Origin of the sequence: Pseudomonas sp. FP2338 (genome assembly GCF_030687515.1) — a bacterium.
In the GTDB taxonomy this organism is placed as follows: domain Bacteria; phylum Pseudomonadota; class Gammaproteobacteria; order Pseudomonadales; family Pseudomonadaceae; genus Aquipseudomonas; species Aquipseudomonas salomonii.
Genome location: NZ_CP117436.1, coordinates 4,536,677 through 4,558,973, shown reverse-complemented (window position 1 = coordinate 4,558,973; position 22,297 = coordinate 4,536,677). Strand labels below are relative to the sequence as shown.

Genomic DNA, 22,297 nt, shown 5'->3' with positions numbered 1-22,297 from the left:
GGGCAAACGACTCAGTGGTGACGTGGCTTGAGGATCGCCGGTTTCTCGTCAGGCGCGTTGCACAGCAGGTACAAGGCGGTGAGGGCTTCCGGGATCTGTACGATCATGTCGTCCATCAGGTTGGCGTCGGCGGCGATGTCGGAGAATTCCGGCTGGTCGTCGAACAGGCCCGAACCGACCATGATCGGCAGCAGCATTTCGCTGACTTCTTCCTCGGCAGTTTCGAACCAGGCGGCTTCGCGCAGGAACACGCCTTCCATGAAGCCGATGCACCAGCCGCGCAGGTCGGAGTCATCCGGCTCTTCGCCCAGGTCCAGCTCGCATGGCAGCTCGAATTCCTCATCGGAAGCCAGCTGGCGACCAATGTGGGCCTTGAGGGCCAGCAGGGTCGATTCGATTTCTTCGCGTTGGGCGGCATCGGCGTAGTGTGGTTCTTCGGCGAACAGCGCGTCGATCCATTCACGGTCGGGCACGACGTCGGCACAGATCGACAGGGCGGTCAGGTAGCCGTGAGCGGCCACGTAGTCCAGCGCCTCGTCATGCAGCTCATCGGCGTCGAGGAAGGCTTGCAGGCGGGTTAGTTGCTCAGCGAAGGACATTGAAGGGCTACCTTGGGAATAAACGATGCGCAATTCTAGGCTTTCTTGAGCCTCCAGGCCAGCTGCAAGGCATATTTGCCGGGTTCTGGAGCGGGATGACTATTCGTCAGTGACGCCCTTTGCCGGGTAACGCTCGGGTATACTGCCGCGTTTTGTGATGCCCCTGCAGGCCAAACGCCAATCAGCGAAAACTTCGCTTACGGATTATTTCCCGTGAAGCGGTGTTTTTTCGGCCAGCCTGTACAGAGGGATTTCGGCACCATTTTGGAGTTTTACATGCTCGAGCAGGCTCAACGCGTCCTCAAGGACATCTTCGGCTACGACAGTTTTCGTGGCCGCCAGGGTGCGATCATTGAGCGCGTGGCCAGTGGTGGTGATGCCCTGGTCCTGATGCCTACCGGTGGCGGCAAGTCGCTGTGCTTCCAGGTACCGGCGTTGTTGCGCAATGGCTTGGCCGTGGTGGTGTCGCCGTTGATCGCGTTAATGGACGATCAGGTCGCCACGCTGGAAGAACTCGGTGTCGCCGCCGCTTCCTTGAACTCCACCTTGAGTGCCGAGCAGCAGCGCGAGCTGGCTGCGCGCATCAAGCGCGGTGAAGTGAAAATGCTCTACCTGGCGCCTGAACGGCTGGTGCAGCCGCGCATGCTGGCCTTCCTGCAAAGCCTGGAAATTGCGCTGTTCGCCATCGACGAAGCCCACTGTGTGTCGCAATGGGGCCATGATTTCCGTCGCGAATACCTGCAGCTGGGCCAACTGGCGGAACTGTTCCCCGACGTGCCGCGCATCGCCCTGACCGCCACCGCCGACAAACGCACCCGCGAAGAAATCGTCGAGCGCCTGCACCTGCAAAACGCCGAACGCTTCCTGTCGAGCTTCGACCGGCCGAATATTTTTTACCGCATCGTGCCCAAGGAACAGCCGCGCAAACAGTTGCTGGCGTTCCTGTCCGAGCGGCGCAGCGACGCAGGCATCGTGTATTGCCTGTCGCGCAAGAAGGTCGATGAAGTGGCCGCGTTTCTCTGCGAGCAAGGCTACCCGGCGCTGCCGTATCACGCGGGCCTGCCCAATGACACGCGCTCTGCCCACCAGAAGCGCTTCCTCAACGAGGAAGGCCTGATCATGGTGGCAACCATCGCGTTCGGCATGGGCATCGACAAATCCAACGTGCGCTTTGTGGCGCATATGGACCTGCCAAAATCCCTTGAGGCCTACTACCAGGAAACCGGTCGCGCCGGCCGTGATGGCCTGCCGGCGGATGCCTGGATGGTCTACGGCCTGCAAGACGTGGTGATGCTCAAGCAGATGCTGCAGAACTCCGAAGGCGACGAGCGGCACAAACGCCTGGAACAACACAAGCTCGATGCCATGCTTTCGCTGTGCGAGGAGACCCGCTGCCGCCGTCAGACGCTGCTGGCGTATTTCGACGAGGACATGCCCGAGCCATGCGGGCACTGCGATAACTGCACCGATGGCGTACAGACCTGGGATGCTACCGAGCCGGCGCGCCAGGCGTTGTCGACCATCTACCGTACCGGCCAGCGCTACGGCGTGGGGCATCTGGTGGACGTATTGCTGGGCAAGGACAACGAGAAAGTGCGCAGCTTCGGCCACGAAAAACTCTCGGTATACGGCGTCGGCAAGGCGCGCGCCGAAGGCGAATGGCGTTCGTTGTTCCGGCAGATGGTCGCGCGCAACCTGGTGGACATCGACATCGAAGGTTACGGCGGCTTGCGCCTGAACGACAGTTGCCGGCCCTTGCTCAAGGGCGAGGTGAGCCTGGAGCTGCGCCGCGACCTTAAGCCGCAGACCACCGCCAAAAGCAGCAGCACCAGCCCGGCCAGCCAGTTGGTGCGTGGCGAAGAGCGCGAGCAGTGGGAAGCCTTGCGCACCCTGCGGCGCAAACTGGCGCAGGAACACAGTGTGCCGCCTTACGTCATCTTCCCCGACTCCACCTTGCTGGAGATGCTGCGCGAGCAGCCGACCAGCATGGCCGAGATGGCCAAGGTCAGCGGCGTCGGTGCGCGCAAGCTGGAGCGCTACGGCCAGGCCTTCCTCGAAGTGCTCGGTGGCCAGGCCGAGGCGCCGAAGGAAGTTGCCGATATCCGCCATGAGCTGATCAGCCTGGCACGTGCCGGCATGACCCCGATCCAGATCGCCGGCCAGCTGCAATGCTCGGAAAAAAACGTCTACACCTTGCTGGCTGAATCTATCGGCAAGCAGCAGTTGTCGTTGGAGCAGGCGCTTGATTTACCGGAAGATCTGCTCGGTGAAATCCAGGATGCCTTCCTCGACGGAGAAGGCGAATTGCCACCGGTTACGGAGATTGCGCCGCTGTTTACCGGGCGCGTGCCTGAAGGTGTTTTGTACTGCGTACGTGCCGCTTTGCAGTCTGAATTCGAAATTTAGTGTGCCAATTACGACAATGTAACGAATCAGTCCATAGCGCCACTTGCCTCTTGGCATGGCTCATGCTTAGCTGACTAATAATTAGCCACATTTTATTTTCAGTCTAAACCATGAGTTTTTTATGCCGTTAACCGAACAACACCGCTTTGGCATGCAGTTGGCGCAAATGTCCCGAGGCTGGCGCGCCGAACTGGACCGCCGTTTGGCGGGGCTGGGTTTGTCCCAGGCGCGTTGGCTGGTGCTGTTGCATCTGGCCCGTTTTGTCGATGCACCCACTCAGCGTGAACTGGCGCAAAGCGTCGGCGTAGAAGGTCCGACCCTGGCGCGCCTGCTCGACAGCCTGGAAGGCCAGGGCCTGGTGCAGCGCCAGGCGGTGCTGGAGGATCGTCGCGCCAAACGCATCCTGCTGTGCGACACCGCCCGCCCGTTGATCGACCAGATCGAAACCATCGCCACAGCCTTGCGCCATGAGCTGTTTGTGGGCGTGGATGAAGACGATTTGCGTGTGTGCATGCGCGTGCATGGGCACATTCTGGCGAACCTGGAAAAGTCCTGAGGCAGAAAGGCTTGTTGTGGCGAGGGAGCTTGCTCCCGCTGGGCTGCAAAGCAGCCCCAAAACCACCCACCTCGTTGCGCCTGAATAATTGCATAAACCACATTGGGGGCGCTTCGCACTGGAGCGCCAGCCCGGCCCAGCGGGAGCAAGCTCCCTCGCCACAGTAGCCTGGCATCCAGCTAGAACGTCTGCCCAAGGTTCAGGTACACCGCCTGCTGCTTGTCATCATTGAACCCATAGCTGAAGTTCAGCGGCCCCAACGGCGTATCAAAGCCGAGGAAAATACTCGCCGCGTTGATATAGCCACTGTCGAACTGATTGTCGTTGTTCCACGCCCGGCCGCGCTCCAGCGAAGCCCCCAGGTACAGTGGGAAATCCAGCGGCAGGTACGAGCGCGGCGTCAGGCGCCGGTAGTACACGGCGCGCATCAGGGCGATGTTCTGCCCCGAGATTGAATCTTCGCGAAAGCCCGATAATTGCCGCGCACCGCCGAGCAGGAAGCTGGAAACCACCACGGCGGATTTATCCAGGGTACGGCCATAACGACCGCCGAGTATCAAGGTGTCCGGGCCGTGGCTCATGGCTTTGTCCAGCTTGAACTCCCACTGTCGGTAGCGCTGGTCCGAACCCAGGCCGGGTTCGAACTCGCGGAAGGCCAGGCCGATATCTTCGCCAGAGTGGGGGAAGTACACGTTATCCAGTGAGTCGAACGAGTACTTGAGCTCATAGAAACCCTCGTTGAAGCTGACACTCGGCAAGTCGCGCTCGCCAATGCGCACATCTGCCTTGCCCCAGGCTTCACCAACGCCGAAGCGGATCTCGCCGCTGTTGCCGATCTGGCGCCCCACGTTCAAGCCAAAACCGTAGCGCTCCAGGCGGTATTCGGCGATAGGGTCGCTGTCCAGCACCAGCTCAACGTTCTGCGCCTGGGCACTGATATAGGGCGCGACGAAGTAGCGTGAACCCACATCCAGTGGCTGGTAGAACTCGCTGTACAGCTCTTGGCGATCACCAATCTGCACGCGAGTCAGCCATTCGGCGCCGAGGCGGTTGATGCCGTTCATGCGGTAACTGGCGCCGAGGTTGTAGGCGCTTTCGCCGCGCATGTCATCCGACAGGCTCAGTCCCAGGCGCAAATAGTCGGTGCCGCTGCGTTTGCCGCGCGCGCTGATGACCAGGGTATTGTCCTGGCCCTTTTTCACTACTCGGTATTGCACCTGCTCGAAGTAATCCAGGCCGTACAACGTGCCCATATCGGCTTGCAGGCGGCCCAGGTTCAGCGGCTCGCCCAGGGTCTGGTGGATGTAGTAGCGAATCACGTCGTCACTGACTTTCGAGTCGTTTTCCACCTTGATGGCGGTGATCACCGGCGTGCGTTCACCCGGGGTGCGGGCCTCCACCAATTGCGCGTCGATCGGTTCGGCGGGGCGCAGATGCGCCAGGCGCACGTCGAGGGCGCGGGTGGCGCGGTAGCCGGCGTCAATCATGTCTTTGGCGCGGCCGAAGTCGGTGACGCCGTAGGCGGCCAGAGGCGGCTGGATCAACACATCCTTGGGATGCAGGGCCTTGAGTTGCTCTTCGGAATTGCGCCGGGTCATCAGGGTGATGGACTGGTTGAGCACATCCACCACAGTGGCCAGTTGCTTGCGTGAGCGCAGCGGCGTGCCGATGTCCACGACGATGGCGATATCGACGCCCATTTCGCGCGCCACATCCAGTGGGATGTTGTCGGTCATGCCGCCGTCCACCAGCAGCCGCCCGTCCAGCTCAACCGGGGCGAACACTGCCGGAATCGACATGCTCGCACGGATTACCTGGGGCAAGTGACCCTTGCTGAACACCACTTTTTCGCCGGTGGTGATGTCGGTGGCCACAGCGCGGAACGGGATTGGCAGCTTGTCGAAATTACGCGTATTGCTGGAGTGGGCGAACATGCTTTCCAGCAACAGCGCCAGGTTCTGGCCCTGGATCACGCCGAGCGGCAGGCCGAGGCTGCCGTCATCGCGGAAGCTGAGCTTCTGTTTGACGAGGAAGTCGCGGTCATCCTGTTTGCGCCGAAACGGCACGTCTTCGCGTGGCGGGGCATCGGACAATGCCTGTTGCCAGTCGATATTCAGCGCGAGCTTTTCCAGTTCATCGATCTTGTAGCCCGAGGCATACAGGCCGCCAATCACTGCGCCCATGCTGGTGCCGGAGATAGCATCGATATGGATACCTTGCTCCTCCAGGGCCTTGAGCACGCCAATATGCGCGAGGCCACGGGCGGCACCGCCGGACAGCACCAGGCCGATCTTGGGGCGTGGGCTTTCGACGGCATCGGCGATCAGGGGAAGCAGGCACAGAAACAGGCAGGACAACAGGCGGCGCATCATGAATCTCGAGGCTGGGCGATAAAGGCCGGTATTATAGTCACTCGATCGTCCGTGCCCGTTATGTCAGGAACTTCTCAAATTATGTCTGCCAGCAAACCCGAGATCGTCATCACCTATTGCACCCAATGCCAATGGCTGTTGCGCGCCGCGTGGCTGGCCCAGGAATTATTGAGTACATTTGCCGATGACCTGGGCCGTGTGGCGCTGGAACCGGCCACCGGCGGGGCGTTTCGCATCACCTGCGACGGCGTGCAGATCTGGGAGCGCAAGGCCGATGGCGGGTTTCCGGAGGCCAAGGTGCTCAAGCAGCGCGTGCGCGACCAGATCGACCCGCAGCGCGACCTGGGCCACAACGACCGCAAGGCCTGAAGGCTACACGGTAGCTGCCGGCTGTTTGGCCTGGCTGGCGCTGCCTATCAAGCCTGAGAGCACGATGGCGACAATGATCAGCGCGCCGCCCAGCAGCATGCGCAAGGTCGGGGTTTCGGCGAACAGCAGCCAGGCCGCGGTGATGCCATAGACCGGCTCCATGGCGAACACCACGGACGCGGTGCGTGCCTTGATCACCGCGAGGCTGGCGACAAACAAGCTATGGGCCAGGCCGGTACAGAACACGCCGAGCAGCCCGATCCACAGCCAGTCAATCCCACGCACATCCGCCAGGCCCGGCGCTGCTACTGGCAGCAGGCAGGCCGCGACCACCACGTTCTGGCACAGCGCGGCCTGCACCGCCGGAATGCGCCCGGAGCTGGCGCGGTTGTTCAGCGACAGCAGCGAGAACAACAGGCCCGAGAGAATCCCCCACAGCAGGCCGCCCGTGGCTTGGCTGGCGAGGTCGAAGTCTGGCGTCACCAACACCAGGCCCACCGTGACCAGCGCCACCAGCAGCACTTCGTTGGCGCGAATGCGCTCGCGGAAGATCAGCCCTTCAAGTATCACGGTAAAGGCCGGGAACGCAGTGAAGCCAAGGGTGGCGACGGCCACCCCGGCGACTTTGACTGCAATGAAGAAGGTCACCCAATGCGCCGCCAGCAGCACGCCGCTGCCCACCAGGCGACGCCAGTCGCGCATCTCCAGGGTTTTCCAGGTGGTGTTGCTGGCAAATCGCGCAAAAATTGCCAGGGCGATTACGGCAAAGGCGGCGCGGCCAAACACAATGATGGCCGGCGAGGCGGCCGCCAGTTTGCCAAAAACACCGGTGAGGCCAAACATCAGTGCGCCGATATGCAGGGCGCCAAGGGCTGAGCGGGGAGTCATTGCGATCCTTGAACCAACGGGGGTGACAGAATCGCAGTCTAGAGGCTCGAGGGCGCCGGTGTCTGTCGCCGGCCTCGCGAATCTTAGCGCCAGGCTCTTGTCAGGCCGAGCGACGCAGTGTGCCCGGCGAGGCGCCAAACTCACGCAGCATGGCGGCAGAAAAGGCACTTTGCGAGGCGTAACCGACGCGCTCGGCGATTTCGCCAACGGGCAGCGGCGTCTCGCGCAACAGTTTCAACGCCATGTGCAGGCGACGGCTACGCAGGTAGTCCATCGGTGTTTGCCCGCACTCGGCCATAAAACGTGCATGCAGGCGCGCCACCGAGAGGTCGGCAATACGCGCCAGGTCGGCCACCTGCAACGGATGCGCAGCATGGCGTTCGATGTGCGCATTGAACGCCGCATACGGCAAACGCTTGCCCGGTATAGGTTGGGCCAACGGATGATTGAGACTGGCCAGCAGCAACACTGCGCCTTGCTGGGCGATCAGCGCATCATCCACCGGGCTGTGTGCCAGCCATTGCACCAACTGGCTTTGCCGGGCGTCCAGTGTCAGTCGCGCCGGTTGATCGAGCAGGCGGCGACTGGTGTCGGCGTGTTCGCCCAAAGACTGCGCCACCCAATGCTCGTCGGGAACATCCAGCACCAGGCAGCGGCTGCCGTCGCGACTGCCACAGGCATGGTGGGCCGAGAAGGGCAGCACCATCACGCTGCTGGCGTGCACTTGGCTGCCCAGGCCATCGACTTCCAGGTCCAGGTGCCCCGACAACCCGAATACCAGCTGGGCGTGATCATGGCTGTGGGCGAGCGGTTCTTCGAGGTAGTGGCGCAGCGTGAGGGTCGGTCTCATCGCGGTCTCCTGGGCAGCAAGTCTGCAGTCTACAACGCTTATGAGGGCCGCGAGCGCTGTCATCAGACTGACGCACAGTTGTCATGGGCTATTAACCGCCTGGGCGCAAGCTCGCGAAAACACCGTCGAGGGATGCCCATGACCAGTGCCGAGTTCGTTAAACCCAGCCGCAAACAACGGGTTCGTACCCTGTGGATCTCCGACGTGCACTTGGGCACCCGGGATTGCCAGGCCGAGCACCTGTCGCAGTTCCTCAAGGGCTACCACGCCGACAAGGTCTACCTGGTCGGCGATATCATCGACGGCTGGAAAATGCGCGGCGGCATGTATTGGCCCCAGGCCCACACCAATGTGATCCGCCGCTTGCTCACCATGGCCAAGCGCGGCACCGAGGTGATCTACGTCACCGGCAACCACGACGAATTCCTGCGCCGCTACTCCAAACTGATTCTGGGCAATATCCAGCTGGTGGACGAAGCCGTGCACGTCACTGCCGATGGCCGCCACCTGCTGGTGATTCACGGCGATCAATTTGATGTGATCACCCGATACCACCGTTGGCTGGCCTTCCTGGGCGATTCGGCCTATGAGTTCACCCTTACGCTCAACCGTTGGCTCAATCACTGGCGTGCGCGGTATGGCTATGGCTACTGGTCGTTATCGGCGTACCTGAAACACAAGGTCAAGACGGCGGTGAGTTTTATCAGCGATTTCGAGGAAGCGATCGCCCACGAAGTGACCAAGCGCGAGTTGCATGGCGTGGTGTGCGGGCATATTCACCATGCCGAGATTCGCAAGGTGGGCGAGGTGGACTACCTTAATTGCGGGGATTGGGTGGAGTCGTGCACCGCGTTGATCGAGCACTGGGATGGCAGTATCGAGTTGTATCGGTTGGCGGATGCGCAGGCCAAAGAGGCGCAGTTGAAGGCCGAGATGGTTGCGGGCTAGAAGGTTCGCACGGTCAAAAATGTGGGAGCTGGCTTGTCGGGTCGCCGCATCGCTGCGATGGCGGTTGTTCAGTCAACTTATTCAGTGACTGACACACCGTAATCGCAGGCAAGCCAGCTCCCACAATTTGATTGGATTTCTTCAGTTATTTCGAGACGTCGGCGATAGCCTCGGCCAGTAATTCCAGGCGCGTGGCATCAATGCCGGCGACATTCGCCCGCCCTGAACTGACCATATACACGCTGTGCTTCTCACGCAGTTGCTTGACCTGTTCTGCACTCAAGCCGGTATAGGAAAACATCCCACGCTGTGCGCCAATATGCGCAAACTTCTCGGCCAGCCCGTGGGGCGCCAGCGCCTCCACCAGCCCTGAGCGCAGTTGTGCAATGCGCGAACGCATGGCCTCGACTTCATCGCTCCAGCGCTTTTTCAGCTCGGCGTCGCCCAGAATGGTCGCTACCACTGCGGCGCCATGATCCGGCGGCGTCGACCACAGGTTGCGCGCGATATTCGCCAGCTGGCTGCGCACGTCCGTGAGTTTCTCGGCGTCTGCCGCGCACACGATCAGCGCGCCGACACGGTCGCTGTACAGGCCGAAGTTCTTCGAGCAGGAACTGGTGACCAGCACTTCCGGCAGCTCGGCGGCAAACAACCGCACCGCCCAGGCATCCTGCTCCAGGCCGTCGCCAAAGCCCTGATAGGCGAAGTCGATCAGTGGCAGCAACTGCCGTTCGCGCACGATGTGCAACACCTGGCGCCAGTCGTCCTGGGACAAGTCAAAACCGGTCGGGTTATGGCAGCAGGCATGCAACAACACCACGTCGCCCTCGGGCACGGTGGTCAGCGTTGCGAGCATCGCGCCCACGTCCAGGCGGTTATCCGCGCCCACATACGGGTAATGGCTGACCTTGAGCCCGGCCTTGGCGAAGATGGTTTCGTGGATCGGCCAGGTCGGGTTGCTCAGCCAAACGCCACGGTCGGGCAGGTTTTGCGCGATAAAATCGGCACTCAGGCGCAGCGCGCCGGTGCCGCCAGGGGTTTGCGTGGCACCGGCGCGGCACTCGCGAATCAGCGCTGAATCGGCACCCAGTACCAATTCGCTGATCAGCGAACCGAAGGCCGCATTGCCGTGGCCGCCGATGTAGGTCTTGGTGGTTTGCGTGTCCACCAGGCGCTGTTCGGCCAGTTTTACCGAGTGCGGAATCGGCGTCAGGCCCTGGTCGTCCTTGTAGACGCCCACGCCCAGGTCGAACTTGTTCGGGTTGATGTCCTGAGCATACAGGTCCATCAGCCCGAGGATCGGGTCGCCGGGCACGCGGCCAATGGCATCAAAATGCATTACTTGCGGCCCTCGGCGTTTTTGGCCACTTCGTCGGTGCGCGCAGCCATGATGAAGTCGTTGCGGTGCAAGCCTTTGATCGAGTGGCTCCACCAGGTCACGGTGACTTTGCCCCACTCGGTCAAAAGGCCTGGGTGATGGCCTTCGGCTTCGGAGATTTCACCCATGGCGTTGGTAAAGGCCAGGGCGAATTTGAAGTTCTTGAACAGGAAAACCTTTTCCAGCTGCATCACGCCGTCGCGCACTTCGATGTTCCAGTCGGGGATCTGCTTGATCAGTACCGGCAGTTCTTCGTCGCTGACTTGTGGGGCATCGGCGCGGCAGGCTTCGCAATGGGCTTGGTTCAAGGTGGTCATGGAGGTGTCCTGAATTCGAATGATTGAGATCAGTGGGCGTTACCCTAAAGCAACGCGGGGCCAGGGAACAGATTCACCTGGCCTCAAATTGTAAGGTTCAAGCAGCTTCGGGTTTGGGCGGGACTGCCTTTGGCGTGAACAGCGGCGCATGCAGACCCAGCTGCATACCGCGCTCGACCATGCCCATGATGTCTTCCTGCGCCACTTCAAACAGGCGCTTAAGCTCGGGCAGTACGAAGTACAGCGGTTGCAGGATGTCGATGCGATACGGCGTACGCATTGCTTCCAGAGGGTCGAAGGCCTGGTGTTCAGGTTCATCCGACAGGCAATACACGCTTTCTTTGGGCGACGACAAGATGCCACCACCGTAGATGCGTCGACCTTGCGGGGTGTCCACCAGGCCGAATTCGATGGTCATCCAGTACAGGCGCGCCAGGTACACGCGTTGTTCCTTGGTGGCCGCCAGGCCGAGCTTGCCGTAAGTGTGGGTGAATTCGGCAAACCATGGGTTGGTCAGCAGCGGGCAGTGGCCAAAGATCTCGTGGAAAATATCCGGCTCTTGCAGGTAGTCCAGTTCTTCGCGGGTGCGAATAAAGGTCGCCACCGGAAATTGCTTGTTGGCGAGCAATTCGAAGAAGGTCTGGAAGGGGATCAGTGCGGGGACGCGGGCAACTTGCCAGCCAGTGGTTTCGGCCAGCACCTTGTTGATCTCACCCAGTTGCGGGATGCGGTCCAGGGGCAGGCCGAGTTTGTCGATGCCGTCCAGGTATTCCTGGCAGGCGCGCCCCTCGATCACTTTCAATTGGCGCGTGATCAGGGTGTTCCACACCGCGTGTTCTTCCGGCGGGTAGTGGATAAAACCTTGCGCATCGGGCTCGCGGGCCACGTAGTGCGTCTGCTTCATACGGCTCTCCTGCTAGGCATTCATTCTTGTTATGTCCTGCGATGAGCCTATTGATAACGCGGAAGGCAACGGATTCCATCGGGCTCCGGTGCTTGTGCGTAGGAAAAGTTACCGTTATTCGTAAAGTTTTCGTTACGGTATGCCGACCTCTCGTTGTCTTGGGCTGGGAAAAGGTCACAAGCTGTCACATAATCTTGACGACTATCTGCGCCCAGCGGCAAAAAGACCCGGCGCTTTCCCACCATTTGGGCTTTTTCATGCGTATTAAAGTGCACTGCCAGAACCGTATCGGCATCCTGCGGGACATTCTCAACCTGCTGGTGGAGTACGGCGTCAACGTCGCCAAAGGCGAGGTGGGCGGTGAGCATGGCAACGCCATTTACCTGTTTTGCCCCAACCTTGTGAACATGCAGTTCCAGGCGCTGCGCCCGCAATTCGAAGCGATTGCCGGGGTATTTGGGGTTAAAAGGGTAGGGCTGATGCCCAGCGAACGTCGGCATATGGAGCTCAATGCGCTGCTCGGCGCCCTGGAGTTTCCGGTGTTGTCGATTGATATGGGTGGCTCCATCGTCGCCGCCAACCGCGCGGCGGCGCAGTTGCTCGGGGTGCGGGTGGACGAGGTGCCGGGCATTCCGCTGTCGCGCTATGCCGAAGATTTCGACCTGCCGGAGCTGGTGCGTGCGAGCAAATCGCGCATCAATGGCTTGCGGGTCAAGGTCAAGGGTGACGTGTTTTTGGCGGACATCGCGCCGCTGCAGTCTTCCGAGCACGACGACAGCGAGGCCATGGCCGGTGCCGTTCTGACTCTGCACCGTGCCGACCGTGTGGGCGAGCGTATCTACAATGTGCGCAAGCAAGAGCTGCGCGGCTTCGACAGTATTTTCCAAAGCTCCAGGGTCATGGCCGCGGTGGTGCGCGAAGCCCGGCGCATGGCACCGCTGGATGCGCCGCTATTAATAGAAGGCGAAACCGGCACCGGCAAAGAGTTGCTGGCACGCGCTTGCCACTTGGCCAGCCCGCGTGGGCAATCACCCTTGATGGCGCTCAATTGCGCGGGCCTGCCGGAGTCGATGGCCGAGACCGAGCTGTTCGGCTATGGCCCCGGCGCATTTGAAGGGGCGCGGGCCGAGGGCAAGTTGGGCCTGCTGGAACTGACGGCGGGCGGTACGTTGTTTCTCGATGGCGTGGGAGAAATGAGCGCACGCTTGCAGGTGAAATTGCTGCGCTTTTTGCAGGACGGCTGCTTTCGCCGGGTGGGCAGTGATGAAGAGGTGTACCTCGATGTGCGGGTGATCTGCGCCACCCAGGTGGACCTCTCGGAACTCTGCGCCCGTGGCGAATTCCGCCAGGACCTGTATCACCGGCTCAACGTGCTGTCGCTGCATATCCCGCCGCTGCGTGAGTGCCTGGATGGCCTGGCGCCGCTGGTTGAGCATTTTCTTGACCAGGCCAGCCGACAGATTGGTTGCCCGCTGCCCAAGCTGGCACCGGCGGCGATGGATCGGCTCAGTCATTACCACTGGCCGGGCAATGTGCGGCAGTTGGAAAACGTGTTGTTTCAGGCGGTGTCGTTGTGCGACGGCGGCATGGTCAAGGCTGAGCATATTCGCCTGCCGGATTATGGGGTGCGCCAGCCGCTTGGGGATTTTTCCCTGGAAGGCGGGTTGGAGAACATCGTTGGGCGGTTTGAAAAGGCGGTGCTGGAGGCTTTGTACGCCGAGCACCCGAGCAGTCGGCAGCTGGGTAAGCGCCTTGGCGTGTCGCACACCACCATTGCCAATAAGTTGCGCGATTACGAAATCCTCAAGACCGATAAATAACCCGCTGACACACTGAGGTTAAAACTGTGGGAGCGGGCTTGCTCGCGAAGGCGGTGGGTCAGTTAATTCATCTGTAACTGACACACCGCCTTCGCAGGCAAGCCAGCTCCCACAATGGTTCTTTGTCATTTTCAAGGCCTGTGCTTGCCGCAGGCGGCAGTAGTCCGCCGTTTTTTCGACTTTCATTCTGCCGCCCAATCTTCTCGTCTCGCCGCAAACCCTTGCCCCGTCTGGATTTCCGCCTCTTTTTAAAAGTTGGTTCGCAAATTGCTTAAGCCTCATCAGAGCAACGGTGGGCGGCAAGCGTCCGTCAGAAAGAGGATAGAGCGTGGACAAGTACCTTTATGTGGCAATGACCGGCGCCAGCCAGAATGCACTGGCGCAAAAGGCCCATGCCAACAATCTGGCGAACATTTCCACCAACGGTTTTCAACGCGACCTGGAGCAGGCGCGTTCGATGCCGGTGTTCGGTGACAGCTTTCCGGCGCGGGCATTTGCCATGACCGAACGGCCGGGCACCGACTTCTCCCAGGGCGCCATGATTGAAACCGGTCGCGACCTCGATGTGGCGGTCAGCGGTGACGGTTGGATGGCCGTGCAAACCCCGGATGGCGGCGAAGCCTACGTGCGCAGCGCCAGCATGAATGTGGATGCGTTGGGCGTGTTGCGTGCCGGCAACGGCATGCCGGTGATGGGCAACGGTGGCCCGATTGCCGTGCCGCCCGAGCAGAAAATCGAAGTGGGCGCCGACGGCACCATCAGCATCCGCGCCATGGGCGAAGGCCCACGCGTGATGGCTGAAGTGGACCGCATCAAGCTGGTTCAGCCGGACCTCAAGAACATGACCAAGGGCCTGGATGGCGCCATCCATACCAAGGATGGCAAACCGGCCCAGGCCGACGCGAACGTGCGGCTGACTTCGGGTTTCCTGCAGGCGAGCAACGTCAATGCGGTGGAAGAAATGACCGCCGTGCTGTCGCTCTCCAAGCAGTTCGAGCTGCACATCAAGATGATGAACAGCGCTAAAGAAGACGACCAGGCCATGACTCGCGTTCTGTCGATGAGCTGATTGCCGGTTCACTGAAGACTAATTTTGCAGCACAGCGCCAACAAACAGGCGCACGAAGGAGAACACTATGCTTCCGGCTCTATGGGTTGCCAAAACAGGTTTGGCCGCGCAGGACACCAACCTGACCACCATCTCCAACAACTTGGCGAACGTGTCGACCACGGGTTTCAAACGTGACCGCGCCGAGTTCCAGGACTTGCTCTATCAGATCAAGCGCCAGCCAGGCGCCCAGTCGACCCAGGACAGCGAACTGCCGTCGGGCCTGCAACTGGGTACCGGTGTGCAGATCGTCGGCACCCAGAAGAACTTCAGCGCTGGTAACCTGCAGCAAACCAACCAGCCGCTGGACATGGCCATCAATGGCCGGGGTTTCTTCCAGATCCTGCAGCCCGATGGCACTACGTCGTACACCCGTGACGGTACGTTCCACCTCGACTCCAATGGCCAGATCGTCACCGCCAACGGCTTCGCGCTGGAGCCGGCCGTTGTAGTACCGGCCGATGCCAAGACCTTTACCGTCGGCACCGACGGCACCGTGTCCATCACCGTGGCCGGTAACCCGGCGTCGCAAGTGATCGGCAACCTGCAAACCGCCGACTTCATCAACCCGGCCGGCTTGCAGGCCATGGGTAACAACCTGTTCCTGGAAACCGCCTCCAGCGGCGCGCCGCAAATCGGCACCCCAGGTCTCAACGGCTTCGGTACCACCCTGCAGCAAACCCTGGAAACCTCCAACGTCAGCACGGTTGAGGAGATGGTCAACATGATCACCACCCAGCGCGCCTACGAGATGAACTCCAAGGTGATTTCCACCGCCGACCAGATGCTTTCGTTCGTAACGCAGAATCTGTAATCAAGTCTATGGGGCGCCTTTTGCGGCGCCTGCAACACCGTGAGGTAAGGGTCATGAATCGCTATGTTTCTGTTCTGGCATTGAGTGGGATCGCCGTGCTCGCGGGCTGTGTCGCCCCGTCGCCGAAACCCAATGACCCGTACTACGCGCCGGTGTTGCCGCGCACGCCGTTGCCGGCGGCGGCCAACAATGGCTCGATCTACCAGGCCGGTTTCGAACAGAACCTGTACAGCGACCGCAAGGCCTTCCGGGTGGGGGACATCATCACCATCACCCTGAACGAGAAGACCCAGGCCAGCAAAAACGCCAACTCGCAGATCGGCAAGACCAGCAAGACCGGCATCGGCCTGACCTCGCTGTTTGGTGGCGGCCTGACCACCAATAACCCCTTGGGCGATGGCGACCTGAGCCTCAATGCCGGTTACAGCGGCGACCGTGCTACCAACGGCAAGAGCGCGGCAGGGCAGGGCAACAGCCTGACCGGTTCGATCACCGTGACGGTGGCGGATGTATTGCCCAACGGCATCATCGCCGTGCGCGGTGAAAAGTGGATGACCCTCAACACCGGCGACGAGCTGGTGCGTATCGCGGGCATGGTGCGTGCCGATGATATTTCCACCGACAACACCGTGCCGTCGACGCGCATTGCCGATGCACGCATTACCTACTCGGGTACGGGTTCGTTTGCTGATGCGAGTCAGCCGGGCTGGTTCGACCGTTTCTTCCTTAGCCCGCTGTTCCCTTTCTAGGTGGCCACTTTGAACCTCAAACAGCTGATGGCTGCCGCGTTATTGCTGGCCTTGAGCGCAGGGGCACACGCCGAGCGGTTGAAAGACATCGCCAGCATTTCCGGCGTGCGCTCCAACCAATTGATCGGTTACGGCCTGGTAGTGGGGCTCAACGGTACGGGCGACCAGACCACCCAGACCCCGTTCACCCTGCAAACCTTCAACAACATGCTCTCGCAGTTCGGCATCAAGGTGCCGCCTGGCTCGGGCAACGTGCAGCTCAAAAACGTCGCGGCCGTGTCGATCAGTGCCGACTTGCCGGCGTTCTCCAAGCCGGGTCAGGTGGTGGACATCACCGTCTCATCCATCGGTAACTCGAAAAGCCTGCGTGGCGGCACCTTGCTGATGACGCCGCTCAAAGGTATCGACGGCAACGTCTACGCCATCGCCCAGGGCAACCTGGTGGTCGGCGGTTTTGACGCCGAGGGCCGTGACGGCTCGAAGATTACCGTTAACGTGCCATCGGCCGGTCGCATTCCCGGTGGCGCCACCGTTGAGCGCACCGTGCCCAGCGGTTTCAACCAGGGCAACAGCCTGACCTTGAACCTCAACCGTTCGGACTTCACCACCGCCAAGCGTGTGGTCGACAAGGTCAACGACATGCTCGGCCCTGGCGTGGCACAAGCCATCGACGGCGGCTCGATCCGTGTGACGGCGCCGCTCGACCCAAGCCAGCGCGTCGACTACCTGTCGATCCTGGAAAACCTTGAAGTCGACCCGGGCCAGGCAGTGGCCAAGGTCATCATCAACTCGCGCACCGGCACCATCGTGATCGGCCAGAACGTCAAGGTCTCGCCGGCGGCAGTCACCCACGGCAGCCTGACCGTGACCATCACCGAAGACCCGATCGTCAGCCAGCCCGGGCCGCTGTCCAATGGCCAGACGGCAGTGGTACCGCGCTCGCGGGTCAATGCCCAGCAAGAAGCCAAGCCGATGTTCAAATTCGGCCCCGGCACCACCCTGGATGAGATTGTCCGTGCGGTGAACCAGGTGGGCGCAGCGCCCGGCGACTTGATGGCGATTCTCGAAGCTTTGAAACAGGCCGGCGCCTTGCAAGCCGACCTGATCGTGATCTAAGGCCATGGCCATGGATATGCACAAAAGCGGGTTCACCAGCACGGCGGATTCGGGGTCTTACTCCGACCTGAACCGGCTGAACCAGCTCAAGGTCGGCGCCGACAAGAACAGCGAAGGCAACATGCGCAAAGTGGCGCAGGAGTTCGAGTCGCTGTTCCTGAGCGAGATGCTCAAGTCCATGCGTTCGGCCACCGAGGCGCTGGGCAAGGACAACCCGCTGAACACCCCGGCTGCCAAGCAGTACCAGGAAATGTACGACCAGCAGTTGGCGGTCTCGATGTCCCGTGAAGGCGGTGGTATCGGTTTGGCTGACGTGCTGATGCGCCAGATGCAGAAGAACAAGCCGGTTGAGGCGCAGTTCTCCACCTTGCAGGGCCCGGCGGCGGCCGAGCCGGTCAAGGCCAAGAAGGTTGATGTGCCGACCGAAATTGCCGCCGGCACCCAGGCGAATGGCCCGTTGGGGCGCTCCAATGGCCAGCGGCCGTTGTGGGCTTACCGCGTTGCGGAGCCGCAAGGTACCAGCGCACACACCAACGACATGGAGCTGATGAACCAGCGTCGCATGGCGTTGCCGAGCAAACTGACCGATCGCCTGCTGGCTGGCATCGTGCCGAGCACCCAGCCCGCCACGCAGGCCGCGAGTGCGCCACTGCGTAACAGCGCCGCCACCGATAACGTGGTTAACAGCGCAGCGCGTAACTTTGCCGTGCCGAGCGGGCGCATGCAGGTTTATGGCCGCGCGATTGCCCAGCCACCGCTGGCGCCGGCGAAAAAAGCCTTCAGCTCGCAGGACGAATTTGTCGCCACCATGCTGCCGATGGCCAAGGCGGCCGCAGCGCGCATCGGGGTCGATCCCAAGTACCTGGTGGCCCAGGCCGCGTTGGAAACCGGTTGGGGTAAATCGGTGATGCGCGCCGAGGACGGCAGCAGCAGCCACAACCTGTTCGGCATCAAGGCCGGGCAGAGTTGGCAAGGTGGCCAGGCCCGTGCAATCACCAGCGAGTTTCGTGCAGGGGCGATGGTCAAGGAAACGGCGCAATTTCGTTCCTATAACTCCTACCAGGACAGCTTCCACGACCTCGTGACATTGCTGCAAAGCAATGATCGCTATAAAGAAGTTGTGAAATCAGCCGACAACCCGGAACAGTTTGTACGCGAGTTGCAAAAAGCCGGATATGCAACCGACCCGGACTACGCCAGCAAGATTTCGCAGATCGCCAAAACGATGAACAGTTACCAGAACTTCGCTGCCGCTGGCGCAACCACACATTTATAAGGTCTGAACCATGAGTTTGCTCAGTATCGGGATGTCAGGACTCAATGCCGCTCAAGGCTCGTTGTCGGTCTTGAGTAACAACATTGCCAACGTCAATACCCCGGGATACTCGCGTCAGCAGACCACCCAGAACGCCAGCGCCAGCAACCAGTATGGCGGCGTGTTTATCGGCAGTGGCACAACGCTTGCGGATGTGCGCCGCATTTATAACGACTTCTTGGGCGCTGCCTACCAGAGCAGCACCGCCCTTAATAGCGATGCCAACGCCTACGCAGGCCAGGCTGCAGCCATCGACAAGACCCTGTCGGACAAGTCCACGGGTATGTCGGCCGTGCTCAGCGCGTTTTTTGCCTCTTTGCAGAACGCCGCGGCCACGCCCAGCGACGTGTCCGCGCGGCAGTTGTTGATCACCAACGCCCAGACCTTGAGCAACCGCTTCAACGCGATTTCCACGCAGTTGACCCAGCAGAAAGAAAGCATCAACGGTCAGTTGCAGACCATGAGTGACCAGGTCAACAAACTGACCTCGTCGATTGCCTCGCTCAACAGCCAAATTGCCACGGCCCAGGGTTCTTCGACCAGTGCGCCGGCCAACCTGCTGGATGCGCGCAATGAGGCGGTGCGTTCGCTCAATGAGCTGATCGGCGTGACGGCCACCGAAAAGAACGGCCAGTTCAGCATCACCACCGGCACCGGCCAATCGCTGGTAGAAGGCAGCGTTGCCAATACCATTTCGGCGGTGCCGAGCAAGAACGACAACAGCCAGTACACCATTCAGCTGAACATGGGCGACACGCCGATGGACATCGGCAATGTGGTCAGTGGCGGCAGCATTGGCGGCCTGTTGCGTTATCGCAGTGATGCGCTGATGCCGGCCATCAACGACCTGGGACGCATCGCCATTGCCACGGCCGACAGCGTTAACAGCCAGCTGGGCCAGGGCCTGGACCTGAACAGCGATTTCGGCTCTTCGTTGTTTGGCGACATCAACAGCGCTGCGGCGATTTCCCAGCGCAGCCAGGCGGCCGCCGGTAACAGCGCAGGTTCGGGCAACCTGAACGTGACGATTGCCGACAGCAGCAAGCTGTCGACCTTCGACTACAAGGTCACCTTCACCAGCGGCAATCAATACAACGTGGTGCGCTCCGACGGCAAAGCCATGGGCTCGTTCGACACCGCCACCACGCCACCGCCAGTGATTGACGGCTTCACCCTGGCCTTGAACGGCAAGGGGCCGGTGGCGGCCGGTGACAGCTTCAAGGTCAGCCCGACGGCCAATGGCGCCAGCGGTATCAGTGTCGATCTCAAAGACCCGAACAAACTCGCCTTCGCCGCGCCCTTGGCCGGCAATGCCAGCAAGACCAATACCGGCACCGGTGCGTTCACCCAGCCGACCTTGACCGTGCCGATCGATATCGACGGCGGCGCCGCGACCGCGCAATTGCGCACCGGGATCGAAAACTCGATGCCGGTAAAAATGGTATTCGGCAAGCCGGCGGCGGACGGCACCCAGTCCTATGCGATCAGTGATGCCCAGGGCAACCCGATCGGCACCGGCACCATCATTCCGGGCCAGGGCAACAAGGTCAGTGTGAACGTGCCGATGCGTGACGCCAGCGGTGCGTTGATCCCCGGCAAAAGCTTCAGCTTTGACACCACCGTGTCCGGTTCGCCGGCCAATGGCGACAGCACCACCTTTTCGTTCAACAGCGGCGCCACCTCCGACGGCCGTAACGCCCAGCAACTGCTGGGGTTGCAGACCAAGGCCACGGTGGGTGCGGTGGACGGCAATGCGGGCGTCAGCCTGGTCAGCGCCAACAGCCGGCTGGTGTCCCAGGTCGGCTCCAAGGCCGCCCAGGCCAACACCGACAGCACCGCCACCGGCGCCTTGCTGGCGGCGAACAAGGCGGCCAGCAACTCGGTGTCTCAGGTCAACCTGGACGAGGAAGCGGGCGACATGATCAAGTTCCAGCAGTACTACACCGCGTCGTCGCAGATCATCAAGGCCGCGCAGGAAACCTTCAGCACACTGATCAACGCCCTTTAAAGGAGTCTGGAACGATGCGTATCTCTACACAGCAGTATTTCGACACCAGCTCCAGCAAGTATCAGGACAACTATTCGGGTGTGGTGAAGGCCCAGGACCAGGCGAGTTCCGGTGTGCGTGTGCAAACCGCGTCCGATGACCCGGTGGCCGCCGCCCAATTGCTTATGTTGCAGCAGCAGAAAGACATGCTGGGGCAGTACAACGGCAACATTACGACGTTGCAGAACTCGCTGAATAATGAAGAAAGCGTGCTTGCCAGCATCGATACCGCCATGGGCGCCGCCCAGGGTCTGGCATTGCAGGCCGGTAACCTCAAGCTCAGCGATGATGACCGCAAGGCGATCGCCAGCCAGATAGGTGCCCTTGAAGACCAGGTGTTGGGCCTGCTCAATACCAAGGACTCCAGCGGCAACTATATGTTCTCCGGGACCAAGACCGACACGCCGCCTTACACCCGTAACAACGACGGCACCTACACCTATCAGGGCGACGAGACGCCGCTGAGCCTGCAAGTGTCGAGCAACCTGACGGTCTCTGCGGGGGATACGGGCAAGACGTTGCTTGAGAGTTCTTCCAATACCGGTCGCACCCAGGCCACGCTGTTGCCGCCTGCGGTAAATGACGGCAAGGTCGCGATCTCGGCGGGCCTGATCACCTCCGGCACCACGTACACCAAGAGTTTTTCCGATGGTCAGCCCTATAAATTGACCTTCTCCAGCAGCACCCAATACAGCGTGAGCGACAAGGACGGTAATGACGTTACCGCCGAGATCACCGGTAACGGCACGTTTGACTCCACCAAGGAAGGCGCTTCGAGCGTCAACTTGCGCGGCGTCAAATTCGATATCAGCTTGAACCTGGGGCCGGATGTCGCCTCGGGTGCGCCTGCGGATGCATTGGTGGCGGGCAAGGCGTTCACGCTGGAAAGCAAGCCGGACACGTTCAGCAGCTCGCGTACCGCCAGCAATCCGTCCACGGCGCAACTGACCGGCGGCCGGGTCACCGATCAGCCGACCTACGCCAGTACCTTTCCCAACTCGGGTGCGGTGATCAAGTTCACCAGCGGCAATGCCTACGACGTGTATGCCCAGCCGTACACGCCGAACAGCAAGTCAATTGCCTCGGGCACCATGGCCACCGGCGCGACGTCGATTACCGCTGCCGGGGTGACGTTCGATGTGAGCGGTACGCCAGGGGCTGGTGATCAGTTTTCTGTTGGTGCCACCAGCAACAAAAATATGAACGCCCTGGATACCTTGGGCCAGCTGCGCAAGGCCCTGCTGGTCCCGGCGGATGGCAACCAGGTCGCCAAGAACAACCTCAAAGATGTGTTGAACACCACGATCGGCAACCTGACCAACGCGTCGGCGCAGATCGATCAGGTGCGCGGTTCGATTGGTGCGCGCCAGAACGCCCTGGATATTCAGGGCCAGGAAAACACCAGTCTGGGCCTGGCCAACACCTCGACCATGTCGTCACTGGCCAACGTCGATATGGGCCAGGCTGCCATCGACCTGACCTTGCAACAGACCATGCTGCAAGCCTCGCAATTGGCCTTCGTGAAAATCTCGCAGTTGAGCCTGTTCAGCCGCATGTAATCGGCGGTAATACCAGCGGCCCACCCTGGCAACAGGGTGGGCCGTTGTCGTTTCTGACGCCCGGAATGTTGCCGGGTTTTGCATAAAGCGCACAAAATTGAGTGACCTGTGAGTCATAAAGCGCATCTTCACTGTATCGTGTGAAAAGGATAAGTCGCTTGCGAGTCTTTACGCGGCGGCTT

Annotated in this window: 19 protein-coding genes; 12 read left to right on the top strand and 7 right to left on the bottom strand. The window is 61.0% G+C overall.

The window, feature by feature from the left end:
* Positions 1-11: 11 nt before the first annotated feature.
* A complete protein-coding gene (locus tag PSH96_RS20555; protein WP_017134909.1) occupies positions 12-599 on the bottom strand; it encodes a YecA family protein in 588 nt (195 codons plus the stop codon).
* Positions 600-875: 276 nt separating this feature from the next.
* On the opposite strand from PSH96_RS20555, the gene recQ reads away from it, so the two are divergent.
* Complete coding sequence (gene recQ / locus PSH96_RS20550) at positions 876-3,005, top strand: DNA helicase RecQ (RefSeq protein WP_065929768.1); 2,130 nt, start codon at positions 876-878, stop codon at positions 3,003-3,005.
* 121 nt (positions 3,006-3,126) lie between these two features.
* The gene (locus PSH96_RS20545) at positions 3,127-3,561 is read left to right on the top strand and encodes a MarR family transcriptional regulator (RefSeq protein ID WP_056861440.1); all 435 of its coding nucleotides are present in this window, start codon (positions 3,127-3,129) and stop codon (positions 3,559-3,561) included.
* A gap of 179 nt (positions 3,562-3,740) precedes the next feature.
* Here the strand turns inward: PSH96_RS20545 and PSH96_RS20540 are convergent, their stop codons facing one another.
* A complete protein-coding gene (locus PSH96_RS20540) occupies positions 3,741-5,930 on the bottom strand; it encodes a patatin-like phospholipase family protein (protein WP_305454693.1) in 2,190 nt (729 codons plus the stop codon).
* A gap of 84 nt (positions 5,931-6,014) precedes the next feature.
* Here PSH96_RS20540 and PSH96_RS20535 point away from each other — a divergent pair, with 84 nt between their 5' ends.
* The gene (locus PSH96_RS20535) at positions 6,015-6,302 is read left to right on the top strand and encodes a SelT/SelW/SelH family protein (RefSeq protein ID WP_017134913.1); all 288 of its coding nucleotides are present in this window, start codon (positions 6,015-6,017) and stop codon (positions 6,300-6,302) included.
* A 3-nt stretch (positions 6,303-6,305) separates the two neighbouring features.
* Here PSH96_RS20535 and PSH96_RS20530 read toward each other — a convergent pair whose 3' ends face one another.
* Together PSH96_RS20530 and PSH96_RS20525 are read right to left on the bottom strand one after the other, a co-directional pair.
* The gene (locus PSH96_RS20530) at positions 6,306-7,190 is read right to left on the bottom strand and encodes a DMT family transporter (RefSeq protein WP_305454691.1); all 885 of its coding nucleotides are present in this window, start codon (positions 7,188-7,190) and stop codon (positions 6,306-6,308) included.
* A gap of 100 nt (positions 7,191-7,290) precedes the next feature.
* Complete coding sequence (locus PSH96_RS20525; protein ID WP_305454689.1) at positions 7,291-8,040, bottom strand: AraC family transcriptional regulator; 750 nt, start codon at positions 8,038-8,040, stop codon at positions 7,291-7,293.
* Positions 8,041-8,178: 138 nt separating this feature from the next.
* On the opposite strand from PSH96_RS20525, the gene PSH96_RS20520 reads away from it, so the two are divergent.
* Positions 8,179-8,988 (top strand): UDP-2,3-diacylglucosamine diphosphatase, encoded by an 810-nt coding sequence (locus tag PSH96_RS20520; protein WP_065929763.1) that lies wholly within the window; start codon positions 8,179-8,181, stop codon positions 8,986-8,988.
* A gap of 145 nt (positions 8,989-9,133) precedes the next feature.
* Here the strand turns inward: PSH96_RS20520 and PSH96_RS20515 are convergent, their stop codons facing one another.
* From PSH96_RS20515 to phhA, 3 genes are all read right to left on the bottom strand, one after another.
* Positions 9,134-10,327 (bottom strand): amino acid aminotransferase, encoded by a 1,194-nt coding sequence (locus PSH96_RS20515; protein WP_305454687.1) that lies wholly within the window; start codon positions 10,325-10,327, stop codon positions 9,134-9,136.
* A complete protein-coding gene (locus PSH96_RS20510; RefSeq protein WP_110625390.1) occupies positions 10,327-10,683 on the bottom strand; it encodes a 4a-hydroxytetrahydrobiopterin dehydratase in 357 nt (118 codons plus the stop codon). Before PSH96_RS20510 ends, PSH96_RS20515 begins: the two co-directional genes overlap by 1 nt.
* A gap of 97 nt (positions 10,684-10,780) precedes the next feature.
* Positions 10,781-11,587, bottom strand: a complete 807-nt coding sequence (gene phhA, locus PSH96_RS20505; RefSeq protein WP_305454685.1) for a phenylalanine 4-monooxygenase — start codon at positions 11,585-11,587, stop codon at positions 10,781-10,783.
* A gap of 257 nt (positions 11,588-11,844) precedes the next feature.
* Here phhA and PSH96_RS20500 point away from each other — a divergent pair, with 257 nt between their 5' ends.
* The 8 genes from PSH96_RS20500 to PSH96_RS20465 all read left to right on the top strand — a co-directional run bounded on the left by PSH96_RS20500 (position 11,845) and on the right by PSH96_RS20465 (position 22,115).
* Positions 11,845-13,407, top strand: coding sequence for a sigma-54-dependent transcriptional regulator (locus PSH96_RS20500; RefSeq protein WP_305454682.1), 1,563 nt, complete (start codon positions 11,845-11,847; stop codon positions 13,405-13,407).
* Positions 13,408-13,735: 328 nt separating this feature from the next.
* On the top strand, positions 13,736-14,476 hold the full coding sequence (locus tag PSH96_RS20495) for a flagellar basal body rod protein FlgF (RefSeq protein WP_017134921.1): 741 nt from the start codon (positions 13,736-13,738) through the stop codon (positions 14,474-14,476).
* 67 nt (positions 14,477-14,543) lie between these two features.
* The gene (flgG, locus tag PSH96_RS20490; protein WP_056859743.1) at positions 14,544-15,329 is read left to right on the top strand and encodes a flagellar basal-body rod protein FlgG; all 786 of its coding nucleotides are present in this window, start codon (positions 14,544-14,546) and stop codon (positions 15,327-15,329) included.
* Positions 15,330-15,382: 53 nt separating this feature from the next.
* Positions 15,383-16,078 (top strand): flagellar basal body L-ring protein FlgH, encoded by a 696-nt coding sequence (gene flgH / locus PSH96_RS20485; RefSeq protein WP_056859744.1) that lies wholly within the window; start codon positions 15,383-15,385, stop codon positions 16,076-16,078.
* Between the two features lie 27 nt (positions 16,079-16,105).
* Positions 16,106-17,194 (top strand): flagellar basal body P-ring protein FlgI, encoded by a 1,089-nt coding sequence (locus PSH96_RS20480; RefSeq protein WP_305460124.1) that lies wholly within the window; start codon positions 16,106-16,108, stop codon positions 17,192-17,194.
* Between the two features lie 4 nt (positions 17,195-17,198).
* Positions 17,199-18,470 (top strand): flagellar assembly peptidoglycan hydrolase FlgJ, encoded by a 1,272-nt coding sequence (gene flgJ, locus PSH96_RS20475; protein WP_305454676.1) that lies wholly within the window; start codon positions 17,199-17,201, stop codon positions 18,468-18,470.
* 10 nt (positions 18,471-18,480) lie between these two features.
* Entirely contained in the window at positions 18,481-20,517 is a 2,037-nt protein-coding gene (gene flgK, locus PSH96_RS20470) for a flagellar hook-associated protein FlgK (protein WP_305454673.1), read from the top strand.
* 14 nt (positions 20,518-20,531) lie between these two features.
* The gene (locus PSH96_RS20465) at positions 20,532-22,115 is read left to right on the top strand and encodes a flagellar hook-associated protein 3 (protein WP_305454670.1); all 1,584 of its coding nucleotides are present in this window, start codon (positions 20,532-20,534) and stop codon (positions 22,113-22,115) included.
* Positions 22,116-22,297 lie beyond the last annotated feature (182 nt).

Bases quoted from the DNA above. Each gene is read 5' to 3' on its own strand.
- PSH96_RS20465 (WP_305454670.1), top strand. From the start codon at position 20,532: ATGCGTATCTCTACACAGCAGTATTTCGACACCAGCTCCAGCAAGTAT.
- flgJ (WP_305454676.1), top strand. From the start codon at position 17,199: ATGGCCATGGATATGCACAAAAGCGGGTTCACCAGCACGGCGGATTCG.
- flgG (WP_056859743.1), top strand. From the start codon at position 14,544: ATGCTTCCGGCTCTATGGGTTGCCAAAACAGGTTTGGCCGCGCAGGAC.
- PSH96_RS20525 (WP_305454689.1), bottom strand. From the start codon at position 8,040: ATGAGACCGACCCTCACGCTGCGCCACTACCTCGAAGAACCGCTCGCC.
- flgK (WP_305454673.1), top strand. From the start codon at position 18,481: ATGAGTTTGCTCAGTATCGGGATGTCAGGACTCAATGCCGCTCAAGGC.
- PSH96_RS20520 (WP_065929763.1), top strand. From the start codon at position 8,179: ATGACCAGTGCCGAGTTCGTTAAACCCAGCCGCAAACAACGGGTTCGT.
- phhA (WP_305454685.1), bottom strand. From the start codon at position 11,587: ATGAAGCAGACGCACTACGTGGCCCGCGAGCCCGATGCGCAAGGTTTT.
- PSH96_RS20535 (WP_017134913.1), top strand. From the start codon at position 6,015: ATGTCTGCCAGCAAACCCGAGATCGTCATCACCTATTGCACCCAATGC.
- flgH (WP_056859744.1), top strand. From the start codon at position 15,383: ATGAATCGCTATGTTTCTGTTCTGGCATTGAGTGGGATCGCCGTGCTC.
- PSH96_RS20480 (WP_305460124.1), top strand. From the start codon at position 16,106: ATGGCTGCCGCGTTATTGCTGGCCTTGAGCGCAGGGGCACACGCCGAG.
- PSH96_RS20510 (WP_110625390.1), bottom strand. From the start codon at position 10,683: ATGACCACCTTGAACCAAGCCCATTGCGAAGCCTGCCGCGCCGATGCC.
- recQ (WP_065929768.1), top strand. From the start codon at position 876: ATGCTCGAGCAGGCTCAACGCGTCCTCAAGGACATCTTCGGCTACGAC.
- PSH96_RS20540 (WP_305454693.1), bottom strand. From the start codon at position 5,930: ATGCGCCGCCTGTTGTCCTGCCTGTTTCTGTGCCTGCTTCCCCTGATC.
- PSH96_RS20545 (WP_056861440.1), top strand. From the start codon at position 3,127: ATGCCGTTAACCGAACAACACCGCTTTGGCATGCAGTTGGCGCAAATG.
- PSH96_RS20515 (WP_305454687.1), bottom strand. From the start codon at position 10,327: ATGCATTTTGATGCCATTGGCCGCGTGCCCGGCGACCCGATCCTCGGG.
- PSH96_RS20500 (WP_305454682.1), top strand. From the start codon at position 11,845: ATGCGTATTAAAGTGCACTGCCAGAACCGTATCGGCATCCTGCGGGAC.
- PSH96_RS20530 (WP_305454691.1), bottom strand. From the start codon at position 7,190: ATGACTCCCCGCTCAGCCCTTGGCGCCCTGCATATCGGCGCACTGATG.
- PSH96_RS20555 (WP_017134909.1), bottom strand. From the start codon at position 599: ATGTCCTTCGCTGAGCAACTAACCCGCCTGCAAGCCTTCCTCGACGCC.